This is a genomic window from Streptomyces sp. B8-7 (assembly GCF_058833805.1).
This window is the reverse complement of record NZ_JBYRRL010000002.1, coordinates 744,961-771,439: the sequence shown is the minus strand read 5'-3', so window position 1 is coordinate 771,439 and position 26,479 is coordinate 744,961. Positions and strand designations below refer to the sequence as shown.

17 protein-coding genes are annotated in these 26,479 nt (G+C 77.6%); 3 read left to right on the top strand and 14 right to left on the bottom strand.

What is annotated here, in order from left to right:
• Positions 1 to 241 precede the first annotated feature (241 nt).
• From AC5K6T_RS12045 to AC5K6T_RS12015, 7 genes are read right to left on the bottom strand one after another with little or no spacing between them, the layout of a single operon-like run.
• Positions 242 to 1,318 (bottom strand): pyridoxal-phosphate dependent enzyme, encoded by a 1,077-nt coding sequence (locus AC5K6T_RS12045; protein ID WP_493208318.1) that lies wholly within the window; start codon positions 1,316 to 1,318, stop codon positions 242 to 244.
• Positions 1,276 to 2,349 carry a GHMP family kinase ATP-binding protein gene (locus AC5K6T_RS12040; protein ID WP_493208317.1) on the bottom strand — a complete coding sequence of 358 codons (1,074 nt, stop codon included), beginning with the start codon at positions 2,347 to 2,349 and terminating at the stop codon, positions 1,276 to 1,278. Before AC5K6T_RS12040 ends, AC5K6T_RS12045 begins: the two co-directional genes overlap by 43 nt.
• A complete protein-coding gene (locus AC5K6T_RS12035; protein ID WP_493208315.1) occupies positions 2,346 to 3,200 on the bottom strand; it encodes a Rossmann-like domain-containing protein in 855 nt (284 codons plus the stop codon). Before AC5K6T_RS12035 ends, AC5K6T_RS12040 begins: the two co-directional genes overlap by 4 nt.
• 11 nt (positions 3,201 to 3,211) lie before the next feature.
• A complete protein-coding gene (locus AC5K6T_RS12030) occupies positions 3,212 to 3,445 on the bottom strand; it encodes a hypothetical protein (RefSeq protein ID WP_493208313.1) in 234 nt (77 codons plus the stop codon).
• Between the two features lie 8 nt (positions 3,446 to 3,453).
• Positions 3,454 to 4,254 (bottom strand): ABC transporter ATP-binding protein, encoded by an 801-nt coding sequence (locus AC5K6T_RS12025; RefSeq protein ID WP_493208311.1) that lies wholly within the window; start codon positions 4,252 to 4,254, stop codon positions 3,454 to 3,456.
• Entirely contained in the window at positions 4,251 to 5,447 is a 1,197-nt protein-coding gene (locus tag AC5K6T_RS12020) for a FecCD family ABC transporter permease (protein WP_493208310.1), read from the bottom strand. Before AC5K6T_RS12020 ends, AC5K6T_RS12025 begins: the two co-directional genes overlap by 4 nt.
• Complete coding sequence (locus AC5K6T_RS12015; RefSeq protein WP_493208308.1) at positions 5,437 to 6,468, bottom strand: ABC transporter substrate-binding protein; 1,032 nt, start codon at positions 6,466 to 6,468, stop codon at positions 5,437 to 5,439. The genes AC5K6T_RS12020 and AC5K6T_RS12015 overlap by 11 nt, the downstream gene beginning before the upstream one ends.
• 151 nt (positions 6,469 to 6,619) lie before the next feature.
• Here AC5K6T_RS12015 and AC5K6T_RS12010 point away from each other — a divergent pair, with 151 nt between their 5' ends.
• Positions 6,620 to 7,945 (top strand): MFS transporter, encoded by a 1,326-nt coding sequence (locus AC5K6T_RS12010; protein WP_493208307.1) that lies wholly within the window; start codon positions 6,620 to 6,622, stop codon positions 7,943 to 7,945.
• A gap of 160 nt (positions 7,946 to 8,105) precedes the next feature.
• On the opposite strand, the gene AC5K6T_RS12005 is transcribed toward AC5K6T_RS12010, so the two are convergent.
• The 6 genes from AC5K6T_RS12005 to AC5K6T_RS11980 all read right to left on the bottom strand — a co-directional run bounded on the left by AC5K6T_RS12005 (position 8,106) and on the right by AC5K6T_RS11980 (position 23,246).
• On the bottom strand, positions 8,106 to 10,202 hold the full coding sequence (locus tag AC5K6T_RS12005) for a hypothetical protein (protein WP_493209316.1): 2,097 nt from the start codon (positions 10,200 to 10,202) through the stop codon (positions 8,106 to 8,108).
• An 83-nt stretch (positions 10,203 to 10,285) separates the two neighbouring features.
• A complete protein-coding gene (locus tag AC5K6T_RS12000; RefSeq protein ID WP_493209314.1) occupies positions 10,286 to 14,320 on the bottom strand; it encodes a DUF5682 family protein in 4,035 nt (1,344 codons plus the stop codon).
• A gap of 110 nt (positions 14,321 to 14,430) precedes the next feature.
• Positions 14,431 to 15,603 carry an ATP-binding protein gene (locus tag AC5K6T_RS11995; protein WP_493208305.1) on the bottom strand — a complete coding sequence of 391 codons (1,173 nt, stop codon included), beginning with the start codon at positions 15,601 to 15,603 and terminating at the stop codon, positions 14,431 to 14,433.
• Positions 15,604 to 15,687: 84 nt separating this feature from the next.
• Positions 15,688 to 20,814 carry a DNA-binding protein gene (locus tag AC5K6T_RS11990; RefSeq protein ID WP_493208303.1) on the bottom strand — a complete coding sequence of 1,709 codons (5,127 nt, stop codon included), beginning with the start codon at positions 20,812 to 20,814 and terminating at the stop codon, positions 15,688 to 15,690.
• Positions 20,811 to 21,677 carry a DUF4132 domain-containing protein gene (locus AC5K6T_RS11985; protein WP_493208302.1) on the bottom strand — a complete coding sequence of 289 codons (867 nt, stop codon included), beginning with the start codon at positions 21,675 to 21,677 and terminating at the stop codon, positions 20,811 to 20,813. The genes AC5K6T_RS11990 and AC5K6T_RS11985 overlap by 4 nt, the downstream gene beginning before the upstream one ends.
• Positions 21,678 to 22,058: 381 nt before the next feature.
• Positions 22,059 to 23,246 (bottom strand): MBL fold metallo-hydrolase, encoded by a 1,188-nt coding sequence (locus AC5K6T_RS11980; RefSeq protein ID WP_493208300.1) that lies wholly within the window; start codon positions 23,244 to 23,246, stop codon positions 22,059 to 22,061.
• A gap of 429 nt (positions 23,247 to 23,675) precedes the next feature.
• Between AC5K6T_RS11980 and AC5K6T_RS11975 the strand changes: the two genes are divergently transcribed.
• Together AC5K6T_RS11975 and AC5K6T_RS11970 are read left to right on the top strand one after the other, a co-directional pair.
• Positions 23,676 to 24,854: a glutamate dehydrogenase gene (locus AC5K6T_RS11975; protein ID WP_493208298.1), complete on the top strand. Its 1,179-nt coding sequence runs from the start codon at positions 23,676 to 23,678 to the stop codon at positions 24,852 to 24,854.
• Positions 24,855 to 24,994: 140 nt separating this feature from the next.
• Entirely contained in the window at positions 24,995 to 25,618 is a 624-nt protein-coding gene (locus AC5K6T_RS11970; RefSeq protein ID WP_493208296.1) for a TetR family transcriptional regulator C-terminal domain-containing protein, read from the top strand.
• A 38-nt stretch (positions 25,619 to 25,656) separates the two neighbouring features.
• On the opposite strand, the gene AC5K6T_RS11965 is transcribed toward AC5K6T_RS11970, so the two are convergent.
• Positions 25,657 to 26,421 (bottom strand): SIMPL domain-containing protein, encoded by a 765-nt coding sequence (locus tag AC5K6T_RS11965; RefSeq protein ID WP_493208295.1) that lies wholly within the window; start codon positions 26,419 to 26,421, stop codon positions 25,657 to 25,659.
• Positions 26,422 to 26,479: the final 58 nt, after the last annotated feature.

Sequence of the window (26,479 nt, the reverse complement as noted above, 5' to 3'; positions counted from 1 at the left end):
CGCCGCGTCGGACCGGGCCGCGCCCACGGGCGACGCCCGGCCCGCGCCGGTCCCGGCCCTGCCCCGACCCGCCCCGACCCGCCCTGGCCTGGCCCGACCTGGCCCGGCCCGGCCCGGCCTGACGGGTTCGGACGCGGCGTGCCGCGGGTCCCGCCCGCCGGCTCCGCAAGGCCCTGGCGGGCCCGGCCCGGACCGCGCGGTCCGCGGGAGGGGAGGACGTGCCCTCCCCTCCGCGTCGCGGTCAGGCACGGCGGCCGCTGCGCACCGGTTGCGGCGCGGGGACCGCCGCGGCCGGTGCCGCGGCCCGGTTCCACGCCATCCGGGACCACGGAAGGGCCAGTGCCCGCTGGTCGGTGACCTCCTGCGGCGCCAGCGCGGAGACCGGCGGGGCCCCCTCGTGACCGGCGTAGACCGTGTCGACGTAGCGGTGGCCGGTGTCGGCGGCGACGAGCAGAACGGTCCGTCCGGGCGAGCGGTCGCGTTCGTGGCGGGCCGCGAGGTAGCCCGCGCCGGTCGAGAGTCCGGCGAACACCGCGTGCCGCCGCAGCAGGTCCACACTGCCGGCCCGGGCCGCGTCGAACGAGATCCAGTGCAGGGTGTCGTACAGCTCGTGGCGTACGTTCCCGAACGGGATGGAGCTGCCGATGCCGGCGATGATGATCTCCGGGTCGGCGAGGTGCTCGGCACCGAACGTGACGCTGCCGTAGGGCTGGACACCCACGAGCTGCACGTCGGCCGGTGCCTGGGGCGCGGTGCCGGAGCGGGTGCCCGCCGGCGCGCGCAGCCGGCGGGCGAGGGCGCCGGTGGAGGCCCCTGAACCGACCCCGCCGACGAGGGTGAGACGCTCCGCGCCCAGTTCCTCGCGGACACGGTCGGCGACGGCCGCGTAGCCGAGGTAGTGGACGTCGTCGTGGTACTGCCGCATCCAGTGGTACTCGGGGTGTTCGGCCAGGAGCTCGTGGACGCGCTCCACCCTCCGCTTCTGGTCGAGCTTGAGGTCGCTGCAGGGTTCCATCCGCTCCAGCGTCGCCCCGAGGACGGCCAGTTGGGTGCGCAGGGTGTCGTCGACGGTGGTCGAGCCGACGATGTGGCAGCGCATGCCGTGGCGGTGGCAGGCCAGGGCGAGGGCATAGGCGTAGATGCCGCTGGAGCTGTCCAGCAGGGTGTCCCCCGGGCGCACCGCCCCGGTGTCGAGCAGGTGGCGCACCGCCGCGAGGGCGGAGACCACCTTCATCGTCTCGAAGCGCAGGCAGACGAGCCGGTCGTCGAGGCGTATCAGGTCCGGACGCCCGACGGCCTCCGCGATGTGCTGGTCCATGGCGGGATCTCCTTGCTCGTGGTGAAGGTGCGGGTGACGGGGATGCGGTGACCGGCGAGGGCGCGCCGGCCGTCGCGGACGCGCCGGTGCAGGTCCGGTGCGGCCGGGTCGAACAGCAGGCCCGCGACGGCGCCGCTGTGCGCGATCTGCACACCGGCCGCCCCGGCCCGCCGGGCGGCGGCGGTGAGCGCTGCGAACTCCGGGTGGGCGAGCACCCGCTGACCGCGGACGGCGCTGGCGGTGGCGACCTCGCCGAGCAGCGGCACGTCGCCGGTGGCGACCGCCCGGCGCAGCAGACGGCGCAGCCGCTCCCCGTGCCGGACGGCGTCGTCGCCGACGTCGGCGGCGGGCAGGGCGAGGGTGTCGACGGGGGCGCCGCCGCCGAGCAGGCAGCCCACCACGACGAGCGGGGGCAGGGCCGGCCCGAGGACTTCGAGCACCCGGCCCTCGCGCTGCGCGAACAGCACCGCCCGGCCGTCGTCCAGCATCAGCGGGTCGCAGGCCCGCTCGGCGCGCACCGCCAGCCGGGCGGTGGCGGCGGGGTCCATCCGCAGCCCGTAGGCGTCGGCGACCGCGCGGACGGTGGCGAGGACGTCGCTGGTGGAGCTGCCCATGCCCAGGCCGACGGGGACCGTGCCGGTGAGGCGGAGGTGTCCGCCCTCGGCGGGCCGGCCGGTCCGCCCGGCGCACTCGGCCACCGCGAGGCGGGCGGCCCGTGCCGCCTTGGTCCGGTCGGCGGGTACGACGGTGAGGCTGCCCGGCGGGGTGCCGGGCCGGCGGACGAACTCGGCGCTGCTGCCGGGCCCGGCCAGGGGCAGGGTGACCAGACCGGGGCAGCGCCGCCCGGCCTGGTCGAGGAACACGCCCTGGAGGATCTCGCCGTGGTGGCGGGGGGCGTGCCCGGTCCCGGTGCGCGGGGCACCGTGCGCGGTGGCGTCCGGCGCGGGGCGGGTGAGGGCGTCCGGGGGGACGGCGGGGCCGTGCGGGCGGTTCGCGGGAGCGTGCGGGCGGGCGGCGGGGACGGGGTTCACGCGCCGTCCGCCGTCCGGTAGCGGTACAGGACCGTCTCCTCCGCGCTGAACTGGGAGAAGGGGAAGGGTTCCGCGGACAGGGCGGTCACCCCGGAGCCGAGGAAGGCGCGGGCGACGGCGCTGCCGGTCTGGGCGTAGACGACGAGCGGGATCCGGCGTGTGCGGCAGCGGTCCAGGATGGTGTCGAAGGAGCCGTTGCCCAGGGTCATGCCGGTGGCGACGACGGTTCCGGCGGTGTCCAGCACGGTGTGCATGTCGGCGGTGACGGGGTCGCCCCACTGGGTGGTCCTGAGGTTGAGGTCGCACAGCAGGGGTTCGCCGCCGTGTGCGCGGATCGCCGCGACGAGCGGGTTGACCACGCCGATGAGGCCCACCTTGGTGCCCTCCTCGATGTCGAGCAGGCCGGCGACGGCGGCGTCGCGGGCCGCGGCACGGGTCTCCGGGGAGCCGGCGGGAAGGGTGACGGGTTCGGCGTCGCCCGCCCGTGCGGCCTCGGGGTGCGGGCGGGTCTCGGACAGGTAGGCGTCGAGCGCGGCGATCCGCAGCGGACGCGGCGCCTCGCGCAGCAGTACGTCGAGCGGGGCGCCGGAGTGGTCGCGGCACACCGCGGGGTCGATCTCGCCGCTCTCGAAGGCGCAGCCGCCGAACGAGCCGCCGAGGCGCACCAGGACGTACTGGTTGAGGTAGGTGGTGGCGCCGCCGGCCAGCCGGGTGCCGTGGTGGATCCAGAACACGCTCGTCGCGGCGAGACCGGAGGGCCGGGGGCCGTGACGCCCGGCCAGGACGGCGTCGGCGAGGGCGTCGACGCCCGGCGTGGGGGTGGGGGCGGTACGAGGGGCTGCGGAGGTCATGGACGTCCTTCTCACAGGGCGGACTTCGGGCGGGTGAACTCGGGGCGGGCGGACTTCGGGCGGGTGAACTCGGGGCGGGCGGACTTCGGGCGGGCGAACTCGGGGCGGGCGAACTCGGGGCGGACGGACGGGTGGGCACGGGACCGGGCCCGGTGCCGGGGCGCGGCCCCGCCCGGCGGGCCGGGCCCGCGCACCACGGGGCGGATCGCGGGGCGGGTGACGGGGCGGGTGACGGGGCGGATCACGGGGCGGATCACGGCGCGGTCGGCCGCAGGAGCGGGGCGGGGCGGCCGAGCGGGCCGCGGTAGGAGACCTGGGGCCGTCCCAGGGCGTCGGTGGTGAGGTCGGCGTCCACGTCGAACACCTCGGCGAGACGGGCGCGGGTCAGGACGGCGGCGGGTGGCCCGGACGCGACCAGCCGGCCGTGGTGGAGCAGCAGCACCCGGTCGCAGTAGCGGGCGGCGAGGGACAGGTCGTGCAGCGCGACCAGAGCCGTCTGCGGGCTTCCGGCCAGCAGTTCCATCAGCTCCAACTGGTGTCTCACGTCGAGGTGGTTGGTCGGTTCGTCGAGCAGCAGCGCGCGGGGCTGCTGGGCCAGGGCGCGGGCGAGCTGGACCCGCTGCCGCTCGCCGCCGGACAGCGCCCTGAAGGGACGGCCGGCGAGCGCGGCGAGTCCGACGCGGTCCAGGGCGGCGGCGACCACCGCCCGGTCGGCGGCGTCCGGTCCGCGCCAGCGGTCTCTGAACGGGGTCCGCCCCAGGTCCACGACGTCGGCGACCCGCAGGTCGCTGTCCGTGCCCGCGTCCTGGGCGACGAAGGCGGCGTGCCGGGCGATCCGGCGGGCGTTCCAGTCCCGTACGAGGGCGCCGTCGTAGCGGACGGTGCCGGTGTCGGGGATGCGCAGCCCGGCCAGACAGCGCAGCAGCGAGGACTTGCCGGAGCCGTTGGGGCCGAGCAGGGCGACGGTCTCGCCGGGGGCGATGTCCGCGCCGACCTCGCGGACGACGGCCGTGCCGCCCACCGACCAGGTCAGGTTCTCCGCGGTGATCCTCACAACTCACCCCGCCTGCGCAGGACGAGCAGGAACAGCGGCACACCGAGCAGTGCGGTGATCACGCCTACCGGGAGTTCGCGGGGCGCGAACGCCACCCGGGCGAGGGCGTCCGTCCAGACCAGGAACACCGCGCCGGCGAGGGCCGCGTACGGCAGCAGCACCCGGTGCCTCGGTCCGGCCAGGAACCGCGCCCCGTGCGGGACGATCAGCCCGACGAAGCCGATGGCGCCGACCGTGGCCACCGCCACGGCGGTCAGCACGGCGGTGACGGCGAGCAGCAGCAGGCGGGTGGACCGCACGCCGACGCCCAGGGAGGCGGCGGTGTCGGCGCCGAAGGCCAGCCCGTCCAGGGCGTCGGCGCACAGCCAGGCGGCCGCGAGCCCCAGCGGGGTGACGACGGCGCAGAGGACGACGGTGTCCCAGCGGGCCGGCGCCATCGAGCCGAGCAGCCAGTGGGTGACGGCCCGGGTGGTGTCGGCGTCCGCGGAGGCCATCAGGACGAGCGAGGTCAGCGCGGTGAAGAGCTGGCCGACGACCACACCGGTGAGCACGATGCGGACCGAGTCGAGGCCGGTGCGCCGCAGCAGCGCCAGCAGCAGCGCGAAGGAGAGCAGGGCTCCGGCGAGCGCGCCGCCGCCGACTCCGAGCGAGCCCGCGCCGACGCCGAGGACGACGACGGTGACGGCGCCGGCCGAGGCTCCGGAGGACACCCCGAGCAGATAGGGGTCGGCCAGCGCGTTGCGGGTGACCGCCTGGAGCACGGTGCCGCACACGGCGAGCGAGGCGCCGACCAGGGCGGCCATGAGCACGCGCGGCAGCCGCAGGTCCCACACGAGGGAGTCGAGGAGCGGGGGGAGCGGCTCCACGGCCAGCCCGAGGCGGGTGCCCAGGACCCGGGCGAGACCGGCCCAGCCCACGTCGGCGGTGCCGATGCGGGTGGCGGCGGCCACCGACCCGGCCAGCACCGCCGCGGCGGCGGCGCCCCGCAGGGCCCGGACCGCGACGGACGGGCCGCCCCGCGCCGCGCCGCCGTCCGGAACCGGGCCGTCACCGGGGTGGGCGCCCTCGTGCCCGTCGGCGCGGTCGTACCGCGGGGGACGGCCGGGGGTGCCGCGGGCCGGTGCGGTCGCGGTGCCGGCGGCCGGCGGCCGGCGCGGTTCGCCGGCCCGGGCCGCAACCGGGTCAGGAGACATACCCGAGGTCCTTCATGCCGTCGGCGAGCAGTTCGAGGGCGTGCACGGAGCGTACCGAGGGATCCAGTTCGATCCCGGGGACCTCGATGACGCGCTGCTCGCGGACCGCGTCGAGCCGGGAGACGACCGGGTGGCGCCGCATGGCGGCCCGCTTCTCGGCCGCGCTGTCGCCCGGCCGGCCGCGCTCCGACAGGTCGCCGATCACGATGACGTCGGGGTCGCGCCGGGCGACTTCCTCCCAGGTGACCTCCGGCCAGTCCTCGTGCACGTCGTCGAAGGCGTTCCTCGCGCCGACGATCCGGCTCATCTCGCTGGGCAGGCCGGTCCCGCCGGCCACGTAGGGCAGGCCGTTGAAGACGGAGTACAGGTAGACGACGGTCGGCCGGTCCGCGCCGTCGGCGGCCGCCGCGCCGCGTCGTGCCGCGCGCGCGACCACGGCGCGCTGTCCGGCGGCGAGTCCGGCGGCCCGCTCCTCGGCGCCGAACACCTTGCCGAGGTTCTCGTAGTCGGAGAACAGCAGCTCGAAGGGGGTCGCGCCGGACGGGTTCCGCTCCGGGCAGTCGACGGCGCTGACGAACGTGGGCACCTTGAGGGCGCCCAGCTCCTCGCGGGTGCCGGCCCGGTCCCCGGTGAACAGGTCGGCGGATCCGGCGACCACGAAGTCCGGTGCGGCGGCGCGCAGTTGCTCGGCGATGGCGATCTTCGGGGCGATGACCGGGACGGTCCGGTAGGCGGCGGCATACCGCTCGGGGATCTTCGTCTTGAGGTTGGCGGTGCCCGCCATCCGGTCCTGGAGGCCGAGTTCGAGCAGGGTCTCGGTGGAGGTCTGGTCCAGGGCGACGGCCCGTTCGGGCGGCGTGCCGAGGGGCACGTCGCGGCCGCAGCTCGTGACGGAGGCCGGGCCGGCCGGGGTGCGGGCGGCGGACCTGCCGTCCGCGTCCGGGCCGCCGGCCGCGGCGGAGCAGCCGGCGGTGGCGAGCACAAGGGCCAGGGCGACGCCCGGGCGGGTGGGGTGGCGCATGGGGATTCTCCGGTCTCGCGGGTCATGGGTGGTGCCGTGAACGGGGCAGGACTGCCGCGAACGAAGGGTACTGTAATGGCAATCATTTTCAATAACGATTCCGGGGGGTGCGCCACCGGCGCCGCCCCCCGCTGCCGAGGAGCAGTCGCACATGGCCACCACACCCACTCCCCTCGCGGCCGAGTCCGCCCCACCGCCCGCACGTTCGGTGCTGCGCGAGCCCGCCTTCCTGCGTCTGTGGGCGGGCACCACCGCCTCGGGCCTGGCCACCTGGGCGCTGCCCTTCGTCCTCGGGCTCGCCGTGCTCCACCGCGACCTCGGAGCCGCCGGGCTCGGCCTGGCCCTCGCCGCCCGCACCGCGGGATTCCTGCTCGCCGTGGCGGTCGGCGGTGTCCTGGCCGACCGCCACTCCCGCCGCGCCGTCGTCCGGTGGTCCGCCCTCACGGCGGCCGTCTCCGCGCCTCTGCTCGCCCTCGGGCTCGGCCGCTCGCTGCTGCTGATGACGGCCGCCGCCGTGCTCGCGGGCGCCGGACAGGGTGCCTGCCGCCCGGCGTTCCAGGCACTCACCGCGGAGACCGTCGATCCGGAGCGCCGCCGGCAGGCCAACGCCGCCATGACCCTGGCCGTGCGCTCCGCCACCCTCGCCGGCCCCGCCCTGACCGCGCTGCTGGCGACCGTCGTGGACGTCCCGGCCCTGCTGCTCGGCATCGGCCTGCTGTGGCTGGCCGCCGCGCTCGTGCCCGGCGGTGCCGCGGCGTCCTCCCGCTCGGCGCCGGCCCCCGAACCGGTCCCCGGGGCCGCCCGCGGAACCGTCTCCGAACGCGCCGGGTTCCGCGCCGAGTTCCTGGAGGGCATACGGGAGGCGCGCCGCCACCCCTGGTTCCTCGCCGGACTGGCCGCCCTCGCCGCCGTCGTCGCCCTGGGCTACTCCGCCACCAGCGTGGCCCTGCCCCTGATCAGCCGGGACCGCTACGGCACCGAGTGGGTCCTGGCGGCGGCCGTGACCGCGTACACCGTGGGCGCGCTCGTCGGGGCCCTGGTCGTCGCCCGGTGGCGGCCGCGCTCCCAGGGCTGGGCGGCGCTGGCCGGACTCGCCGCGTACGGAGTGGCCCCGCTGAGCCTGATGCTTCCCGTGTCCCCGCCCGTGGTGGTCGTGGCCGCGTACGCCGTGGCCGGCCTGGGCATCGAACTGTTCAACGTGCCCTGGTTCACGGCGACCCAGCGCGAGGTGGCCCCCGGTGCACTGGCCCGCGTCTCCTCGCTGGACTTCCTCGTGTCCTACGGCCTGGCCCCGGTCGGGCTCGCGCTGATCGCCCCCGCCATCGGCCTGCTGGGGGTCACGGCCGTGCTCGGCGCGTGCGCCGCGGCGTGCTTCCTCGTCCCGGCGGCGGCGGCGCTCGTCCCCTCGGCCCGGCACTTCGCACGGACCCCGCCGGGCACGAGGGCGACCGGGCCCGCGACGGGGCCGTCGCACTGAACGCACGCCCGAGACCCGGGAGGCAGGGGGCGGCGGAGGTCCGCCACCCCTCCGCCGCCCCCCGCCGCGCCTCCACCCCGGCTCCGGCCACCCCGCGCACCGCCCGGCGCGGGGCTCCGCGGCTCCGCACGGGCGGGCCGGAGCGGCCTCCGCACCGCGGTCAGCGGCCGGACACGGCCGCACCGGGGTGGGAGACCTGCCAGGTGGCGCGGATCAGCGCGCGTTCGGTGGCCTCCAGGTGGACGGCGGCGGCCAGCCAGGCCCGCGCGTACCGGCCGGGGTCGGGGTCGGCCGGCCGGCCGAAGACGTCCCGGTCCCGCCTCCCGGCCTCCGCGGCGAGCCCGGCGGCCAGGTCGGCGGCCGTGTGGAAGCCCGCACGCCGCAACCGTGCGAACCCGGAGCCGGGCGGCGTGGCGCGCCCGTCGCCGCGGACGTGCTCGGCGACGGTCCTGCGCCCTCCGGCCACGGCCAGCTCCACCAGATGCCGGGCCTGCCACAGCGGCGAGTCGGCCAGCGGGTCGGGCCCGGACGGCACGGCGGGCACAGGTCCGAGCGCCTCGGGCGGCGGGAGGTGCGAGCCCAGCAGCCGGTCGTAGCCGAGGTCCGCGTGTCCGTGCCAGTCCGGGGGCAGCCGGAGGGTCGCCCGGGTACCGGGCACCGGGCCGACCGCCAACGGGCGCAGGGTGGCGGCCCGTCCGGTGTCGATGCGTCCGAGCACGCGCAGCCGCAGCCCGGGACGGGACGCGAGCCGGCGGAGGTTGGCCGTGTGGGCGAGGTCGGGACGGCCGTCGGCGGCCACCAGACGGATCGACAGGCCGGCCGGGGGCGCCGGGGAGCCGACGGCGAGGGCCCCGGCCCAGGCCGCGCGGGTTCCGGCCCCGGGGCCAAAACCGCCGGCGGACGCGGTTCCGGCCGGCGCGTCGGCAGGAACCGTCGCCACCGTCGCCACCGGCGGTGCGGCCGTCCCGGCGGGAGGCAGGACGCGGGCGAGCACCTGGTCCCCGTCCGCACCGGTGATGACCACATCGCAGCCGACCGGCTCACGGGCGGCGCGCTCCGCCGCCTCCGGGTCCTCCCACGGCGCCGCGGACAGCCGTTCCGCGGCCGACTCGGAGACCGGGCGGGCGAACAGGGCGCCGAGCGGCCCCTCGGACCACGGCAGGCCGGGCAGCGGGGTGGCCCGCACCCCGCGGCCGGAGCCGAGCCGGCCGTCCGGGGAGACGGTCGCCCCCGCTATCAGCAGCCCCCCGCGGGCGAGTCGGCGGTGGTCGAGCGCGCCCCCGCCGAGTGCGACGGCGGCGGTTCCCGCTCCACGGGCCCGCGACGGGCCGCCCGGCCTGACGTCGGCGACGGTGTACCAGCGCCCGTCCTCCCCGAGCAGATGGGTCGCCACCCCGCCGTACCCGGTCGCGCTGACCACCGGTTCCCGGAACACGCCGTGCACCCGCAGGCCGCCTCCCGGCCGGTAGTCGCGGCGGACGGCGCCGACCAGGGCCGGGTCGGCGTTCCCGGCGGCGAGGAGGCCCGCCGTACGGAGCAGGTCGCACAGCGCCGAGGTGAGGTCGGACAGCCGGTGGCCGTCGTGACGGGCGCGGGCGGCCCGCAGGCCGCGGATCACCCGCAGGGCCGCGGCCTCCGCCCGCACGAGCCCGGCCAGCCGTGCGGTGTGGGCGGCACGGAGCAGTTCCGCCTGCGGTACGGCGCCCACGGCGGGCAGGCCGGGCGCGAGCACGGCCGCGGCCGCCGTCCACAGCCCCGCCGCCGCCGACACCTGGGCGGACGTGAGCGGGGCGGGGGCGGGCCGGGCCGGAACGGGCGCGGCGGGAAGGCCGGGTGGGGCGCCGTCCGTCGGGGACGCCGCGGCAGCGGAGGGGGCGCCGGGAGTGGCGCGGGACGCGGACGGACGAGCCCGGGCGCCGGCCGGCCGCGTCCTCGGGGTCTCGGCCGCCCCGCCCGCGGGCAAGGGCCCCTCCCCCGCCTCGGGGGGCTCCGGCTCCGGGCCGGCGAGGGGGCAGGCTCCGAGGACGGCCGCCCGGTGCAGGCAGCGCGGGGCGAGCAGGCAGGTGCAGCGCGCCTGCTCGGCCAGGGTGACCGTGCCGGAGGGTCCCGGATCCAGTGTGACCTCGGCGTCCGCGCCGCAGTCGACGCGCAGCATGCCGTCCGCCGCGGTGACCGGCGCCGCGGCGTACCGCTCGACCGCTTCGTCCAGCCTCTTGCGGAGCCGTGAGGTGAGACCTTCCACGGCGGCCGCCACCACGTCCGGTGCCGCCGGCGGAAGCGGGACGGGCGCACCCGGACCGGCCGGCGGGGTCTGGGCGGTCCGGGCGCTGGGGAGCTGTGTCAACGGGGTTCTCCACGGAGGCGGTCGCCCACCCAGCGGGCGAGGGCGAGCGGGCTGAGAGCGGCGACCGGCATCCCGGCCGCGACGAGCTGCCGGGCGACGGACACCGAGTAGCGCGGCGTTCCGGCGTCGTCCAGTGCGGCGCAGCCCATCAGGTGGACGCCGGACGCCGCCAGGGCGCGGACCTCGCCGAGCAGTCCGCCGAGCGGACCGCCCTCCTCGAAGTCGCTGACCACGGCCACCAGGGTGCGGCTCGGCACGGTCACCAGCGAGCGTGCGTGCGCGAGTCCCGCCGCGATGTGGGTGCCGCCGCCGACCCGTACCTCCAGCAGCAGGGACAGCGGGTCGTCCACCCGGTCGGTGAGGTCGAGCACCTGGGTGGAGAAGGCGAGGAAGTGGGTGGAGAGGGTGGGTACGCCGCCCAGCACGGCAGCGGTCAGCGCGGACCAGACCACGGACGCCTCCATCGAGCCGGACACGTCGACGACCAGGATCAGCCGCCAGTCCGCCTCCCCCCGCGAACGGGTGCTGAACACCGGCCGCTCCGGCACGACGACGGTCCGGCCGTCGCCGAGGCGGCGGGTGTGGGCCAGGTTGGCGCGCAGGGTGCGGGGCAGGTCCAGCCGTCCGCCGGGCCGGCGGGTGGGCCGCGGTCTGGCGAGTCCGGTGAGCGCGGGCCGGACACGGGTGGCGAGTTCCCTGGCGAGTTCGTCGACCAGGCGGCGCACCAGCGGGCGCAGTCGGGCCAGTTTCTGTTCGGGCAGGCCGCCGGCCAGGGACAGCACCGAGGTCAGCAGTTCGACGGAGGGGCGTACGGTGGCGGGGTCGAGCTCGGTGAGGACATCGGTGCGGCCCTGCGCGGCGGCGCCGGCCAGGACCTCCTCCCGGATCTCCGCGCCGAACAGGGCCCGGAGTTCCTCGGCCCACTCGCGCGCGGTGGGGAAGGACGCCTCCCGGCCGCCGCCGCTGCCCTGCGCGTAGTCGGTGGCGCCCTCGCCGCTGCCGTGGCCGTACAGCTCGTCGAGGGCCTGTGCGAAGCCGCGGGCGCCGTCGGGGAGCCGGTCGGTCTCCCGGCCGAGGAGCAGGCGCCACCGGTCGGTGGGGGCCAGACGGGGCGCCGGGGCGCCGCCGGGGGCGGCGGCCGCGTCGTTCACGGGCACCGCCGCGGACCCGGTTGCGGACCCGGTTGCGTTCTCGACTGCGTTCTCGGCTGCGTTCTCGGCCGCGGGCCCGGCTGCGGACTCGCCGTGGGTGACGGCCCCGGGCACGATGCCGTGCGCGGGTGTGTCGTCGGCGCAGGGCGTCCCCGGTCCCCCGGGGGAGGACACGACGGCCCCCGCCGTCGGTGCTGTGCCGCCGGATGTGGGCGGGGCGCCCCCGGCCGGCCGCCCGTCGCCTCCCGCTGCCGGGGAGCCGCCCTGGGCCGCCGGGTCGCCGCCGGGGACGGGCAGGCTCAGCCCGTGCAGGGCCGTCCGTCCCTCGGCGTCCGCCGCGGTCCACAGGGCGAGGAGTTCCGGCGGGGTGTCCAGGGCGAGGTCGGGCCGGTCGCCGAGCCGGTCGGTGACGGCACGCAGCACCCGGTCGCGGCCGGCCGGGGTGAGGGCGTCGAAGCCTCCGCGCAGGGCGGGCAGGCGGTCCAGGAACTCCCGGTCGCCCAGCGTGCCGATACGGTCCAGCAGCGGATCGAGCGCGGCGGGGGCCGACTGGAGCAGCGGGGCCGCGGCCGTGAGCAGGCCGGTGAGCAGCCGGGCCAGCCGGCGGCGGCCGTCCGGGGCCGTAGCGCCGTCGACCCAGCCCGCGGCACGGGTGCCGAGGGTGCCGGGCGTGTCGAGGTCGAGCAGGACCCGGGAGGCCAGGGCGGCGCCCTGGACGAGCGGAGCGCCGGCGGCGGCCAGGTCGCCCAGCACGTCGTCCAGCCGCAGGCCGAGGCGGTGCTCACCGGCCCGCGCGGCGAACGCCACCAGAGCGGCGGCGTCCTCCTGCTCGTCGCTGCCCGCGAGCCCGGGCAGCGATCGGACGGCCGTCTCCAGCAGGGCGGTGGCCAGTTCACCCGCCTGCTCCCGGCTCCCGGGCGTCGTACCGGGCAGGTGCCGGCGCCGCAGTGCCTCCAGCAGGTCCAGGCCTTCCAGGAGTTCGGGGAGGGTGGCGGAGGCGGGCAGCACGGCGGCCGCGTCGGCGAGCCGGTCGGCGACCAGGTCCGGGAGGTCGCACCGGGCCGCGGCGCCCAGCGCGGCAAGGATCTGCGTGCTGGTGGCGCCGCCGTCGGCGGTCTCCCGGCGGAAGGTCTCGCGGAGCGTACCGGCCGCGGCCTGGGCGGCGGTGACGCCCCGTACGCCCGCGAGGTCGAGCAGCGCGGCGACGGACGGGGTCCAGGACAGCCGCCACCGGCTGGTGAGCGCGGCCGCGTCACCGGTGCCGGCGACGTCGAGCGGATGGCCGTAGTCCACGCCGCAGGCCTGAAGCCGCCGCAGCAGGGTCTCGCGACGCCGGTCGGGTGTCGAGCGGAGCGGGTCGAGCCGGACCTCGCGGGCATCGGGCCGGTCCGGGCACGGCAGGCGCAGTGCGGCGAGTTCGGCCTCCACGGACGGGCCGAGCCCGGAGCGCGGTGTGCCGGGCGCGGTGCTGCCCCGGTCGGAGCCGACCAGGACCGCCTCCAGGGCCCGGGCCAGAGCGCGGCCCCGGCCGAGGGGTTCGCCCTGCCCGAGCACGGTCGTCACCGCCTCCAGCAGCTCGCCGCGGCCGGGGGCGGGCAGCCCGCGCAGCCGGGCGAGGTCGCAGGCGAGGCGCAGGGTCTCGGCGGCCTCACCGGTGCCGGCGGTGTGCCCCGCGGCACGCAGTTCACGGCAGAGGCCGGTGACCGCGCGGGCCGCGGCGTCGTGCACCCGCTCCGGGTCCCCTCCGGCTTCGAACACGGCCTGCTGCCACCGGGGGTCGCGGATGCCCGCGGGATATCCGGAACGGGCGTCGAGCAGCGCGAACGTGTAGGGAACGAGCGAGGTGACCGTACCCCCGGACGCCTGGGCACGACCGGTCGCGGAATCGGACGGCGCCACGGGGCCGTCCGATTCCGCGAGCCCGGACGGCGGCTCGGAGGGGGAGGACCCGGCACGGGCGGGCACGGAACCGGCGGGAACGGAACCCGCAGGCACGGACGGGCCGGGCACGGAACCCGCGGAAGCCGAACCCCCCGGCACAGACGGGACCGACACAGAACCCGCCGAAGCCGAACCCCCCGGCACAGACCGGACCGACACAGAACCCGCCGAAGCCGAACCCCCCGGCACAGACCGGACCGACACGGAACCCGCCGAAGCCGAACCCCCCGGCACAGACGGGGCGGTCGCAGAAGCAGAAGGGGCGGATGCCGCGCCGAGCAGGGCGGGAGCGTGGAAGGCGCCGACCACGGCGGCGACCCTCCGGCCGGCCGCGGCCGCGCGGGCGACGGCCCGGCGCATGTGCGCCTCACGGGCCAGGTCCACGGGTGCCACGCCGCTCCCGGCCTCGGCGTCCCGGCGCAGCGCCCAGCCGACGCCGAGCGCCGCCCTGCGCACCGCGTCGGGCGGGCAGCCGGGGGCGAGGACCTCCACGGCCCGGTCCCACAGGTCGTCGCCGTCCCGGCCCGTGCCCGCGGCGGTGAGCCCTTCGGTGAAGGCGGTCGCGGGGCCGCGGACCCCGGCTGCCGCGGGCCGGGCCGCGCCGGCCCCGGAGCGGACCGGGTCGGCGAGCGGGAGGTCGCAGCACACGACCTCGGCTCCGCGTTCCCGGGCCCAGCGGACGGCGGCCAGCTCGGGCGAGAAGTCGGCGAACGGGTAGAAGCCGAGCCGCCCTTCGACGGCGCCGGCGAGCGCCACCGGCGCCCGGGTGGCCGGGTCGGCGAGGTGGGGCAGCCACGGCTGGAACTCGGCCGGCAGCTCCACGCAGACCGTCTCCGCGCCGCAGGCGTCCAGCAGGTCCGGCACGGCCGCCGCCAGGGCGGGACTGTGGTGACGTACACCCAGCAGGTACGGGGTGGCCGATCCGGCGAGCGCGGCCACGGAGTCCCGGGGCCCGGTGTCGTCCCGGTACGGGCCCGGCTGTGGGCGGTCGGGGAGGCCGGGCGGCCGGTCCCCGGCGGCCCGAGCCGCTGTGATGCCGTGCTGTCCGGTCACCGCAGGTTCTCCCGCAGGTCCCAGAGGCGGCGCCAGAGGGCGGAGCCGCTCTCCGCCCGGCGGCGGACCGGCCCGTCCCAGTAGCCCAGCAGTCTGCCGTGGTCGGCGGGGTCGTCCTTGCGGACGACGCCCAGGAGATGACCGGGCATCAGATCGAGGGCGTCCCCGACGGGCAGGTAGGCCGAGGCCACGCCGAGGGAGGCGGCCACCTGCACCGCCTCGGCGGTGGACATCACCGTGCCGGGCCGCTCCACGTCCCAGCCCTCGTCCGAGCGGCCGGCCCGCAGGTCCCGGAAGACGGTGACCAGCGCGTCCAGGACGGCGTCGTCCACGCCGAAGGCGGCTCCGGCGCGCTGCACCGCGGCCGTCGCCTGGCGGCGTACCAGCGCGGTCTCGGCGTCGGCGTCGGCGATGGGGTGCACGGTCTCGAAGTTGAAACGCCGTTTGAGCGCGGCCGACATCTCCGAGACCCCTCGGTCGCGCAGGTTGGCCGTGGCGATCACGGTGAAGCCGGGCGCGGCGGGCACCAGGCCGTCGCCCGCCCCGGCACCGGCGAGTTCGGGCACGCTCAGCCGCCGGTCCGACAGGATCGACACCAGGGCGTCCTGCACCTCGGGCAGGCAGCGGGTGACCTCCTCGATCCGGGCCACCCTTCCGGTGCGCATGGCGGTGAGCACCGGGGAGTCGACGAGCGCCTGTGGCGTCGGTCCCTGGGCGAGCAGCAGGGCGTAGTTCCAGCCGTAGCGGAAGGCGTCCTCGGTGGTGCCCGCCGTGCCCTGGACGGTCAGCGCGCTGGTGCCGCAGACGGCCGCGGCGAGCAGCTCGGACAGCATCGACTTGGCGGTGCCGGGCTCGCCCACGAGCAGCAGTCCGCGCTCCCCGGCGAGGGTGACCACGCACCGCTCCACCAGGGCGCGTTCCCCGACGAACTTGCGGGTTATCTCCAGCTTCGCGGGCAGTTGGGCGGGCGGTTCACCGGCCAGGGCGAGGGGTTCGCCGTCGCTGCCGCAGACGAAGGTGACCACGGCACGCGGGGTCAGCGCCCAGCCCGGGGGGCGGGGGCCGTCGTCGTGGGCGGCGAGGAAGGCCAGTTCGGCGGCGTACCGCTGCTCGGCGGGCTGGGTCTGGGTGGCCGCGGAGGGGGTGCTCCGGTCGGCGGTCTGCGTCATGGGTTCGTGCTCCAGGGTGTGTGTCCGGGCCGTGCGCGGGCAGGCTGTCGGGGGTGGCGGGTGGACGGGCGGGCGTTCGCCGGCTCAGCGGCGTCCGCCGCGCGGCACCCTCAGCTCCTCGAAGCGGGGCGCGTCGCCGTCCTGGACCCGCTGCCAGGCCCTGCGGTACAGCTCCGCGGCCGGTTCGACCGGCACGACCACGTACAGCGGTGTCTCCTCCCCGCAGAGCAGGTCGCCGTAGAGCGGGAGTTTCCACTGCTCCAGTGGCGTGCGCGGGGCTCTGAGGACCGTCCAGCCGCCCGGCAGGAACAGCGAACGCCCCGCCCTGGTGCGCCTGGCCTGAACCACCAGCCCGCCGTGCGCGGCCAGTTCGGCCCGGGCGGCCTTGAGGCGGGCCGGTCTCCACCCGGTCCACCGCGCCGTGTTGCGGTCGGTCGGGTCGGGCATCGCCAGCAGCATCAGGTACAGCGCGGCCGCGTCCGCTCCGAGACCGTACGCCCCGGCCGCCTCCCCGACCAGTTCGGGCACGGACCGGGCCGGGTCCTGCGGCCACCACGTGCCGTCCTCCGCGCGGGCCCCAGCCACCGGGTCGCCGGGCCCCGTGAGCAGCGCCTCGAACCGGGGGTCGAGCGCCAGCCGGAGCGCCGCCTCGGCGGGGAACGGCGTCTGTTCCGCGGTGCGCAGGGCGGGCAGGTACGGGTCGCCTCCGACGGCGTCCAGCGCCGCGGTGCGGATGGCGGGCGCGGGCTGGTCGTCGTGGGTGGCCAGCACGACCGCCCCGTAGCGCTCCCATCCGTCGCCGGTCTCGGTGGGGGCACCGGCCGCCGCGCGGAACCGCGGCAGGTCGATGTAGCGGTCCAGGTCCAGCAGCAGTCCCGGATGGGCCAGCCGCTCCCGGACCGCGGCCAGCGCGCCGGGGAGTGCCGCGCGGACCGGGTCTCCCCCGGGGAGGCGGTGGGCCAGCCAGGCGGTCAGCGCCACGGTGCTCTGCAGGGTACGCGAGTCGAACCCGAAGGCCTCCCCGCCGGCCGGCCGGGCCCGGTCGCCCCGGATCTGCCACTGCAGGTCCTGGGCGAGCCGGGGTTCGGCGGCGGGGTCGAGCAGGGCGGGCAGCGCTTCGGCGGGCTCCCAGGGGATCCGTACCGTGCGGACGGCGTCGCCGAGCAGTTCCTCGGGGATCGCGGTACGCCGTCCCAGGCCGGCGTTCCACACCCGCGCGGCGGCGGCGACGTCGGGGCCCTCGGTCCACAGACGTGCGGGCTCGGCGGGCAGCAGCGCCGAGACGACGGCCTGCCGGAGCCCGGCGCGGAGACGCTGGAGCATGTCCTTGGCCACGGTCGCGTCCGCGACCTTCAGTCCGAGGAGGGTCCGCGCCTCCTTCGAGAGGAAGGAGCGGCCGTACTCGTCGACACCGGGCAGGCTCGCCAGCACCAGCCGGGCGGTCGCCGCGGTCACCCCGGTGAGCCGGGCGAACTCCTCGGCCGCCGCCGGCTGCCAGGGGGCCGGACCGCGCTCGGCCAGCTCGGCGAGGAAGGCGCTCGCCCACCCCGGGCCCCGCTCCGGCTCGCCGACCGGTTCCGAGGACCGCACGGTGTACGGGGCGGGCACCTCGAAGCGGCCGGACGGGTCGTGCAGCAGTGCGGTGAGGTCGAAGCCCTCGTTCTCCTCGGGCGTCCCCGACCAGTTCACGACGGCGAGGAGGGCACCGCCGTCCAGCGGCAGCACGCCCGACCAGTTGCCGGTCCGCCGCCTGCCGGTGTACGGGGTCAGCAGGCTCCCGTCCACACGGAGTTCGAGGCGGCGCCACCCGGCGGGTCCGAGGGCCGAGGCGAGTCCGGCGGAGTCCAGCTCCCGCACCAGGGTGACCAGGGCCTTGCGGTGCTCGGGGACGGTGGTCGGGGCGGCGGCGCGGAAGGCGACCGAGGCGCACCGGTCGGCGACCGCCAGCAGGTCCGGCCAGGCCCGCTCCAGCAGCGGCGGGCCGTCGACGTGGAGCCGGGCGGCGGGCCGGCCGTCGGCCCCGGCGGCCTCCGGTGCGCCCTGCGTGCCCCGCGCCTCGCGGGCGAGCCGGGCGACGGCGCGCAGCCGGCGGAACACCCGGTCGGAGGAGCCGTCGCCGTACCAGCTGTGGGCCTCTCCGAGGAGTCCGGAGAGCGCCTGCTGGAACAGGTCGCCGCTCGGCCCCGCCGGTTCCCGCTCGGGGGTGACGGCGAGGGCCCCGGCGAGCCGCTGTGCCACGTCGTCCAGCACCGTCTGCTGTGCCGCGGCGTACCGCACCAGGGCGGCGACCCCGGCCACCAGCGCCTCGTGGGTGAGCCCGGGAAGCAGGGTGCGCACCGCGGCGTGCAGACCCGCCCCCTCGTGGTCGGCGGCCGCCTTCAGCAGCGCCACCGCCGTCTCCCGGTCGGCCCGGCGCAGCACGGCCGAGCCCTCCGGGTCGCGGGGCCGCAGGCAGTGCCAGTACTCGACGGGCGGCAGGATCGGGGTGCCCGCGCCGAAGGGGCCGGGCGGGTCGTCGGTGTCGGCGACGGCCGTGACCACGCCGTCGGGGTCGACCAGGCCGACCGAGTAGCTCCCTCGGGTGACGGCACGCGGCCGGTCGTCGCCGGGGAACAGTACGGCGGCGGCGGGCCTGCCGCGCCCGGCCGGCACCGCGACGGCCCGCCCCTCGGGGTCGGCACCGCGCTGTGAGCCGTCGGGCAGCCGCACCTCCCGCCAGCCGAGCGGACCGCCTCCGGCCCGAGTCCCGGGCGCGGCGGCACCGGGCTCGGCGTTCCCGGACGCCGGGGTCCCGGGGAGACCGGCCGACGCGGCGGCCCCGGCGGGCGTGGTCCCGCCGGTCACGGCGCCGGCCGTCGCGGTTGTGCCGTCCGCGGCCCCGGCGGTCGCGGCCCCGGCGGTCGCGGGCAGCAGCCGGCCCGTGCGCAGCACGCTGCCCTCGGGGACCGTGCGCAGCGCGTCGGCGAGGAAGCCGGGCATGCTGCGCCGCCCGTGCTCGCCGGTGGCCGGGTCGTACGCGTACCAGCTGGTGCCGCTCGCGCGGCCGCGTCCCACCGCACCGTCCGTGTCCGGCTTCCACACCCAGTACGCGGTGCCGTCGCTGATCACCGGGTGCTCGGCGGGCAGCACGCTGTCCCCGGCGTGCAGCACGCCGCCGCCGGTTGTGCGGCCGCCGGAGGGCAGCGGGAGGCTGAACCTCGTGATGCCGTCGTAGTAGTCCATCCGCGTGCCCCGCGGGCGGTCCGCGCCTTCCAGTTCCAGCAGCCGGCCGGGGGCGGTGTGCCAGTAGCCGCGCAGCGCGCCGTCCAGCGCCCGGGACCTCCAGTGCACGAGAAGGGCGCCGTCCACGAAGTGGAAGCCGGGGTCGCCCCAGCTGTCCCCGGCCGGTATCCGCAGGTCGTGGGTGAGGACCGTGCCCTCGGGGCCGAGGACGCGGGCCTGCGCGGGGCCGGCGACGATCAGGTGGGGCCAGGCCTCCGCGACGATCAGGTCGTCGACGTCCTGCTTGCGGACCAGGGCCGCGGCCGCCTCCTCCCAGGCGGGCCAGCTCAGTTCGTCGAAGAGTCCGCCCCGCAGGGTCCGGGCGAGCAGTTCGTCGACCCGCCCGCGGGCGGCCGCCTGCCGCACCTCGTCGGGGGCGAGGGCCAGCGCCTCGCCCGGGAGCGCGGACAGCCGGGTGAGCGCCGCCGGGAGCCGGGGCAGGCCCGCGGCCGTCGACCGCTCGGCGACCTGGCGCACCCACTCCGTCAGCATCGGCCGCCCGCCGGGCGAGGCGGCCAGCAGCCGTACGGCGCGCCGTCCGGCCTCGCTGTCGAAGGACGAGTCGGCACTCCGGCGGAAGGCGGGCCGGAACCGGAGGTCGGCCGCCAGCGCCAGCAGGTCCCGCTGCCCCTCCCCCTGCGCCCACTGGGCCAGGCGCAGCGCCGTGTTCCCCGGGTCGGCCACCGGTACGTCCAGCGACAGCAGCAGGTCCAGGAGGTCCACGTCGCCGGTGGGCGGCAGCGGGGTTCCGCGCTCGGCGAGTTCCCGTCGCAGCCGGGGGGCCATCCGCTCCACCAGCGCGTACAGCTCCGGCATCCGGTCGGGCCCGTTCCACGGCGGGCGCCGGAACCCCAGGAAGCGCTCCAGCCAGCCGGCGCTGCCGTCGGCGGGGCGCAGTTCGGCGGGGGCGTCGTCGTCGCAGAGCCCGGCGACGGCCCCGGACTCCTCCAGCATCTCCAGCCAGAGGACGGCCAGTCCGTCGTCGTCGGTGAGCGGCATGCTGTCCAGCAGCCTGCCGCACACCCGCCGGTCCCGCCGGGCGAGCGCCACCAGCGCGGCCCGGTGGGCCTTCCACCAGCCGTGCGCGGCCCGCAGGGTGCCCGCCAGCCCCAGCAGCTGTGTCACGTAGTCCTGTTCGGCCTCACCGGCCCCCGGTCCGGACACCGCCTTCGCCAGCCGGCGCACATCCGCCGCCAGCTGCGCCGACGGCGGCAGTCCGCCGGCGGTGCGGCGGACACACAGCCGGACGTAGCGCCGCAGCGCCTCCTCGGCGGGGACGCGGGCCGCCAGGTCCTTCGCGTAGGCGGACATCGCCTTCACCGGCAGCGCGCCCGCGAGCGCGAACTCCAGGAAGACCGCGTCCAGTCGGTCCTCGTCGACCGCGAGCCCGTGCTCGGCCTCCGCCTTGCGGGCCGCGGTGAACATCCGGCCCGCGAAGCCGGCGTTGTCCACGGCGAGGAAGAGCCGCCCGGCCTGCTCGTAGAACGTGGGCAGGAAGTGCGGGACCGACCCGGCCAGGCGGTCGGCGAGCTTCCGGCAGGCGTCCAGGGCCGCCTTCGGCTTGGTCTTCGCCCGCTGTGCGGCGCGTTCCAGCTCCGGGACGAGGTCCAGCGCGCGGTGCCCGTCCTCCGGGTGGTGCACCAGCACCCACTCCGGGAAGCCCAGCGCCTGCGCGGCGCCCAGGCCGACGACCTCCGGCTGCCCGTGCGGGCGCATCCCGAGGAATCCGGCGACCTGGTCCTCGGCCGCTCCCAGCTGCCCGGGGACCAGCCGTACCACGGTGCGGTCGTCGAGTCCCGGGTGCCGGTAGGCGCGGGCGGTGAGCTCCACCGCCCGCGGGCCGGCGCCCTCGGTGCCGGGCGGCAGCACGGCGCCTGCGGCCAGCAGCTCCTCCGGGTCGAAGGCCGCCGGGGCGGTGGCGTCCGGCTGCGTCGCGGGGTGGTTGCTCATGCGTCCTTGCCTTCCTCGATGATCCGGCCGGCGTACAGCGCCGCGGCCATCCGCATGCCCTCCGACCAGGCCACGGGCCCCACCTCACGCAGCCGCAGGGTCCGGCCGTCGGCGTCGCTCCAGCTCAGCGCGCCGGTCTCGGTCTCGTCGTCCCAGTACGGCTCCCCGATCCACACCGCCGCCTCGACGGCCCGCCCGCCCTCGCTGACCGGGCAGGTGGCGCTGCCGCCGGAGACGCGGTAGCCCAGGGAGGCGGCCCGCGCCGCCAGGCCGAACCGTGAGGCGTACCTCCCGCCGGCGTGGTCGCGGACCTCGGTGCTCCACTCGGCGAGGTCGCCGGGCCTGCTCCAGGTGGCCCGGTGGATCTGCTCGACCTTCTGCACCACGCCCAGTTCGGAGGCGAACTCCCGCAGGTCGTCGAGGTCGGGGAGGAGTACGGGGTGCGGCAGCAGCACGGTCGGCGGCGCCATCCGCACGGTCTCGCCGTCCAGGTCGACCACCCGCAGTTCACCGGAGTCGGTGACATCCCGCAGGAACCCCGGCTCGTCCGGGTCGTCGCCCACCACGACCAGGTCACGCAGCGCCGCCTGCCACGCCTCGTCCGGCCACACCCGGGCCAGCAGGCCGGTCGGCACCGGCAGCGACGACACCATCCAGTGGTCGACCTGGGCCAGGCATCCTGCGGCGTGCCGTTCCAGCCATTCGGCGAACCGCCGCAGCCGGTCCACCTCGGGGTGTCCCCGCAACGCCTTGGGCAGCGACTTCAACTGCCGCCCCGCGGACCGCCCCGAGGTGGACCGCGCCGTCACCCGGCCTCCCACCAGGGCGACTTCGTACCCCTCGCCCGCCGTCAGCCAACCCACACCAGTCCCCGCCCTTCACTTCCGCTCCCGGGACACACCTGCCCGCGCACACACCGGCACAGGGGTGTCCGGGATCCCGGTCCTGCCGTACTGATGCGATGACGCTATATCCCGCCACTGACAACCGCCGCCGCGGTCGCCCCGGCAGCGGGCTCCGTCAACGTGGCCGGGCGGGAGGAACCGGCTGCACGGGCGTCCGCCGGCCGGACCCGGCGGCCGCGTCCCGAAAGGCCGCGGCACAACGCGGAGTCGACCGCGGCACCGGATGTACGGGGCGAGGAGCCCCTGCCCGGACGGGGCCCCGGGGCAGGGTCCCGGCACCGCCGCGGAGTACCGGGGGCACCGCCCGGCCGGCCGGGGACTGCTCGTCCTCGCCTCGGATCAGCCCTCCCCCACCAGGTCCAGGCCGTCGCGGGAGGTGGCGTCGGGGAGTTCGGGGGCGGGCCACTTCCGGTCGGCGGGGACGTGGCCCACGGAGCGCCACCACGTCGCGGTCGGCAGGTCTCCGGCGGGCTCGAAGGGCCGGCCGGGGACGGGAAAGGCCACGGGCTGGCCGATCGCCTCGGCGGCGGAGGCGGTCCATTCCGCGGGCTCCGCCCACGGGTGCGGGGCCAGGTTGAACGTGCCCCAGTGGATCGGGAGCAGGACGCCCGCGGGGGTGCCTGCCTGGAGGTCCACGTGGGCGCGCAGGGCTTCCTCGGGCGTCATGTGGATGTCCGGCCAGAACTCGCTGTACGCGCCGAGCTGGATCATCGTGGCGTCGAACGGGCCGTGCGCGGCCCCGATGTCACGGAAGCCCTCGAAGTAGCCGGTGTCGCCGCTGTGGTAGACGCGGTGCTCGTCACCGGTGACGGACCAGGAGGCCCACAGGGTGTGCTGGGTGTTGCGCAGGCCGCGGCCGCAGAAGTGGCGGGCCGGGGTCGCGGTCAGGGTGAGGCCGCCGACGCGCGTCGACTCGTGCCAGTCCAGCTCGCGCAGCCGGTCGGCGGACACCCCCCAGCGCTCCAGGTGCGCGCCCACCCCGAGGGGCACCGCGAACACGGTGTCCGTACCGGCCAGCGCCTTGATCGTGGGCAGGTCCAGATGGTCGTAGTGGTCGTGGGAGATCACCACGGCGTCGACCGTGCCGAGCGCGGTCAGCGGCACCGGTGCGGGGTGCAGACGCTTGGGCCCGACGAACGCGAACGGTGAGCAGCGCCGGCCCCACACGGGGTCGAGGAGCACCCGGGCGCCGTCGATCTCGGCGAGCACACTGGAGTGCCCCATCCAGGTCAGGCGCAGCCCCGAGGCGGGCGGCCGGGCGAGGTCGGCGAGGGTCGTGGCGTGCACGGGGATGCGCCCGTGCGGCGCCCTGCGGGTGCGGGCGTCCTTGTCGAAGTAGAGCTTCGCGAAGTCCAGGGCCGAGCCGGAGGGGCGGGTGCGGGCCGGGCCGCCCGGGTTCTGGAAGACACCGTCCGCGAAGTGCGGGGATCTGCGGATCCGCGCCATGCGCTCACCGCTGGGATCCGCGCCGAAGGCCTCGGGCTGAAGCGCGCTGAGTCCGGCGCTCAGGGAACGGGAACCGGCCACGGTACCTCCAGGTGGAGTCGGTGAGGCCTTCCATTATGGTCCGCCGCGCCCGACGGCCCGGACCGGCCCGGCTGGGCGCCCCCGGGCCGCCGCCGTGGAATCTCCGGGCGCACACGGGCCCGGCCCGGGCGTGCCGGGCCCGGGCGGCCCGGGCTCGGGCGTGCCGGGCACGGCGGCACAGGCCCGGCGCCACAGGCACGGCGCCACAGGCACGGCGCGGCTCGGGCCCGGCCGCACGGGCCCGGCGGGAAGTATCAGGGTTGACAGGTTCGGGCCATGTTTCGATACTGACCGCCGGTTCAGTACGCTGCGTGACCGTCCGCCGGGTGCCGGGACCGGCCCGCAGGCGTGCGCCGGCCCTGCTCCGCGCGGCCACGTCCGCCGGGCGCCCCTCCGCCCCGTCCCGGCCACCGCCCCCGAGGAGCCTCCGTGACCAGCCCCCTGCTCTCCCTCACCTGGACCGATCACGTCACCGGCCGGCAGGGGTTCCTGGTCGTCGACCGGCTGGTGCGCGGGGTGTGCAGCGGCGGTCTGCGGATGCGGCCGGGCTGCTCCCTGGAGGAGGTCGCCGGACTCGCCCGCGGCATGACCATGAAGGAGGCGCTGCACTACGACCCGCTGGGGCGGTACGTCCCGCTGGGCGGCGCCAAGGGCGGCATCGACTGCGACCCGCGGGACCCCGCGGCGTACGGGCTGCTGGTCCGCTACCTGCGGGCGATGCGGCCGTACGTCGAGCAGTGCTGGACCACCGGCGAGGACCTCGGCCTCACCCAGGACCTCGTGGACCGGGCCGCCGCCGAGGCGGGCCTGGTGTCCCCGGTCCAGGCCGTGTTCCCGCTGCTGGACGACGAGGTGTCGGCGCGGGCCCGGCTCGCCGAGGCGTCCGCGGCGCGGGTCGGCGGGATCGGGCTCGGCGAGCTGGTGGGCGGCTGCGGGGTCGCCGAGGTCGTGCTCGCGGCCCTGGACCGGGCGGGCGCGCCGTACGCCGGCACGCGGGTCGCCGTGCAGGGCTTCGGCACGATGGGCGGCGCCACCGCCCGCTTCCTGGTACGGGCCGGCCTGACCGTCGTGGCGGTCGCCGACGTCAAGGGCACCGTCGCCAACCCGGCCGGCCTGGACGTGGAGGAGCTGCTCGCCGCGCGGGACGCCCACGGCACCGTGGACCGGGCGGCGCTGCGCCCCGGCGACCGCGAGCTGCCGGACGACGCCTGGCTGTCCGCGGACGCGGAGATCCTGGTCCCGGCGGCGGTGTCGTACGCGATCGACGGCACGAACCACGAGCGCGTCACGGCCCGCTGGATCGTGGAGGCCGCCAACATGCCGGTCGCCCCCGCCGCCGAGGAGCCGCTCGCCGCGCGCGGCGTGTGCGTGCTGCCCGACGTGGTGGCCAACTCCGGCACGAACGCCTGGTGGTGGTGGACCCTGTTCGGGGACGTCGGCGCGGACCCCGACGAGGCGTTCGCCCGCATCCGCCGGTCGATGCGGACCCTGGTCGACGAGATGCTCACGCGCGCGGACGCCGGGGGGACGACCCCGAGGGCGGCCGCGCACGCCATCGTGGCCGAACGGCTGCCGGTGATCGCCGAGCAGTTCGGGTGGTACCGCTGACGGACGCCACCGCCTCCCGGGGACCGGGCCGGCGCCTTCGCGGCCTGCTCCGGACGGGGGCGTGGCCGGCGCCCGCGGGGCGGCCGGGGGCGCTGCGCAGGCGTCTGCCCACGTCCGGGCCGCTGTGTAGGGTGAAGCGCGTGGCGAGAGTGCGGTTGGGCGTTCAGGAGCGGCGCGAGGAACTGCTGCGGGCCGCCATCGAGCAGATCGAGGTACGCGGCGTGGTCTCGGTGCGGATCTCCGACGTCGCCTCGGCGCTCGGCGTGAGCAACGCGCTGGTGCTCTACCACTTCTCCACCAAGGAGAAGCTCGTCGCCGCCGCGTTCGCGCACGCCGCCGAGGGCGACCTGGCCCACCTGCGCGGGCTGCTGGCCCGCCGCACCAGCGCGCTGCGCCGGCTGCGTGCCGTCGTGCGGTGGTACGCGCCGACCGGGCAGGCCAAGGGCTGGCGGCTGTGGATCGAGGGCTGGGCCGCCGCTCTGCGCGATCCCGGCCTGCGTCAGGTCAGCCGCGACCTGGACCGGCAGTGGAAGGCCGCGCTCGGCGAGGTGATCGCCGAGGGCGTCGCCGCGGGCGAGTTCCACTGCCCCGACCCCGCCGCCAGCGCCCTGCGGCTGACCGCGCTCCTCGACGGCCTCGCCGTCCAGCTGATCTCCTACCCGGGCGCGGTGTCGCGGACCCTGGCGGCGCGGTGGGTGGACGAGGCGCTCGCGCGGGAACTGGGACTGGACCGGGAGACGCGGGCCGCGCCGCTCGGGCGCTGACCGCCCGGCCGGGACGCACAGGTCCGCGGGCCACGGGCTCAGATCAGCTCGTACACGGCCGTGACCGTCGCCGTGGCACGGATCTCACCGGGCACGATGGGCACGCCCGCGCCCGATCCCTGCGGGGCGTCCGCGGCGGGCGGGGAGGGGCGCGGCGGGCTCATCGCGTCCTCGGTCAGCGAGACCAGCCGGCCCAGCCGGTGACCGCCGAGCCGGGCGTACTGCTCGGCCTTGGCGCGCGCGTCCTCGAACGCCGCCTGGCGGGCCCGGGCGCGCAGCGGGCCCGGGTCGGCCACGTCGAAGGACACGGAGTGGATGCGGCCCGCGGTGCCGGCGGCGTCGGTGAGCGCCTGGAGGACCGCGCCGGTGCGGTCCACCTGGCGCACCTTCAGGAAGAAGGACTGCGAGGCCTGGTAGCCCTTCAGCCGGGAGGCGCCGTCCTGGTACTCGTAGACCGGGGCGAGGGACACGCTCTCGGTGCGCATGTCGCGTTCGGCGACGCCCTGCTCCCTGGCCGCCCGCAGCAGCGCGGCGGCGGCCTTGCTCTGGGCGTCCAGCGCCGTCTGGGGTGTCGCGGCGACCGCCTCGACACCGGCCCCGACGACGGCGAGGTCGGGTTCCGTCGCGGCGCTTCCCTCACCGGTCACGGTGACGGCCGCGACGCCGGGCTCCTGGACGGCGGCCGGCGCGGGCAGCGCGAGGGCGGCGGGAGCGGCGAGCGCCGGGGCGCCGAGGGCGAGCAGGGCGAGGGCCAGGGCGGTGGTGGCGCGGGACAGCACGGCGGGGGTGCGTGCGAGCGGCATGCGGGGGTCCTTCCGGTGGGCGGGGGGTGTCGCCGTCATCCCAGCACCGCGGCCGTGC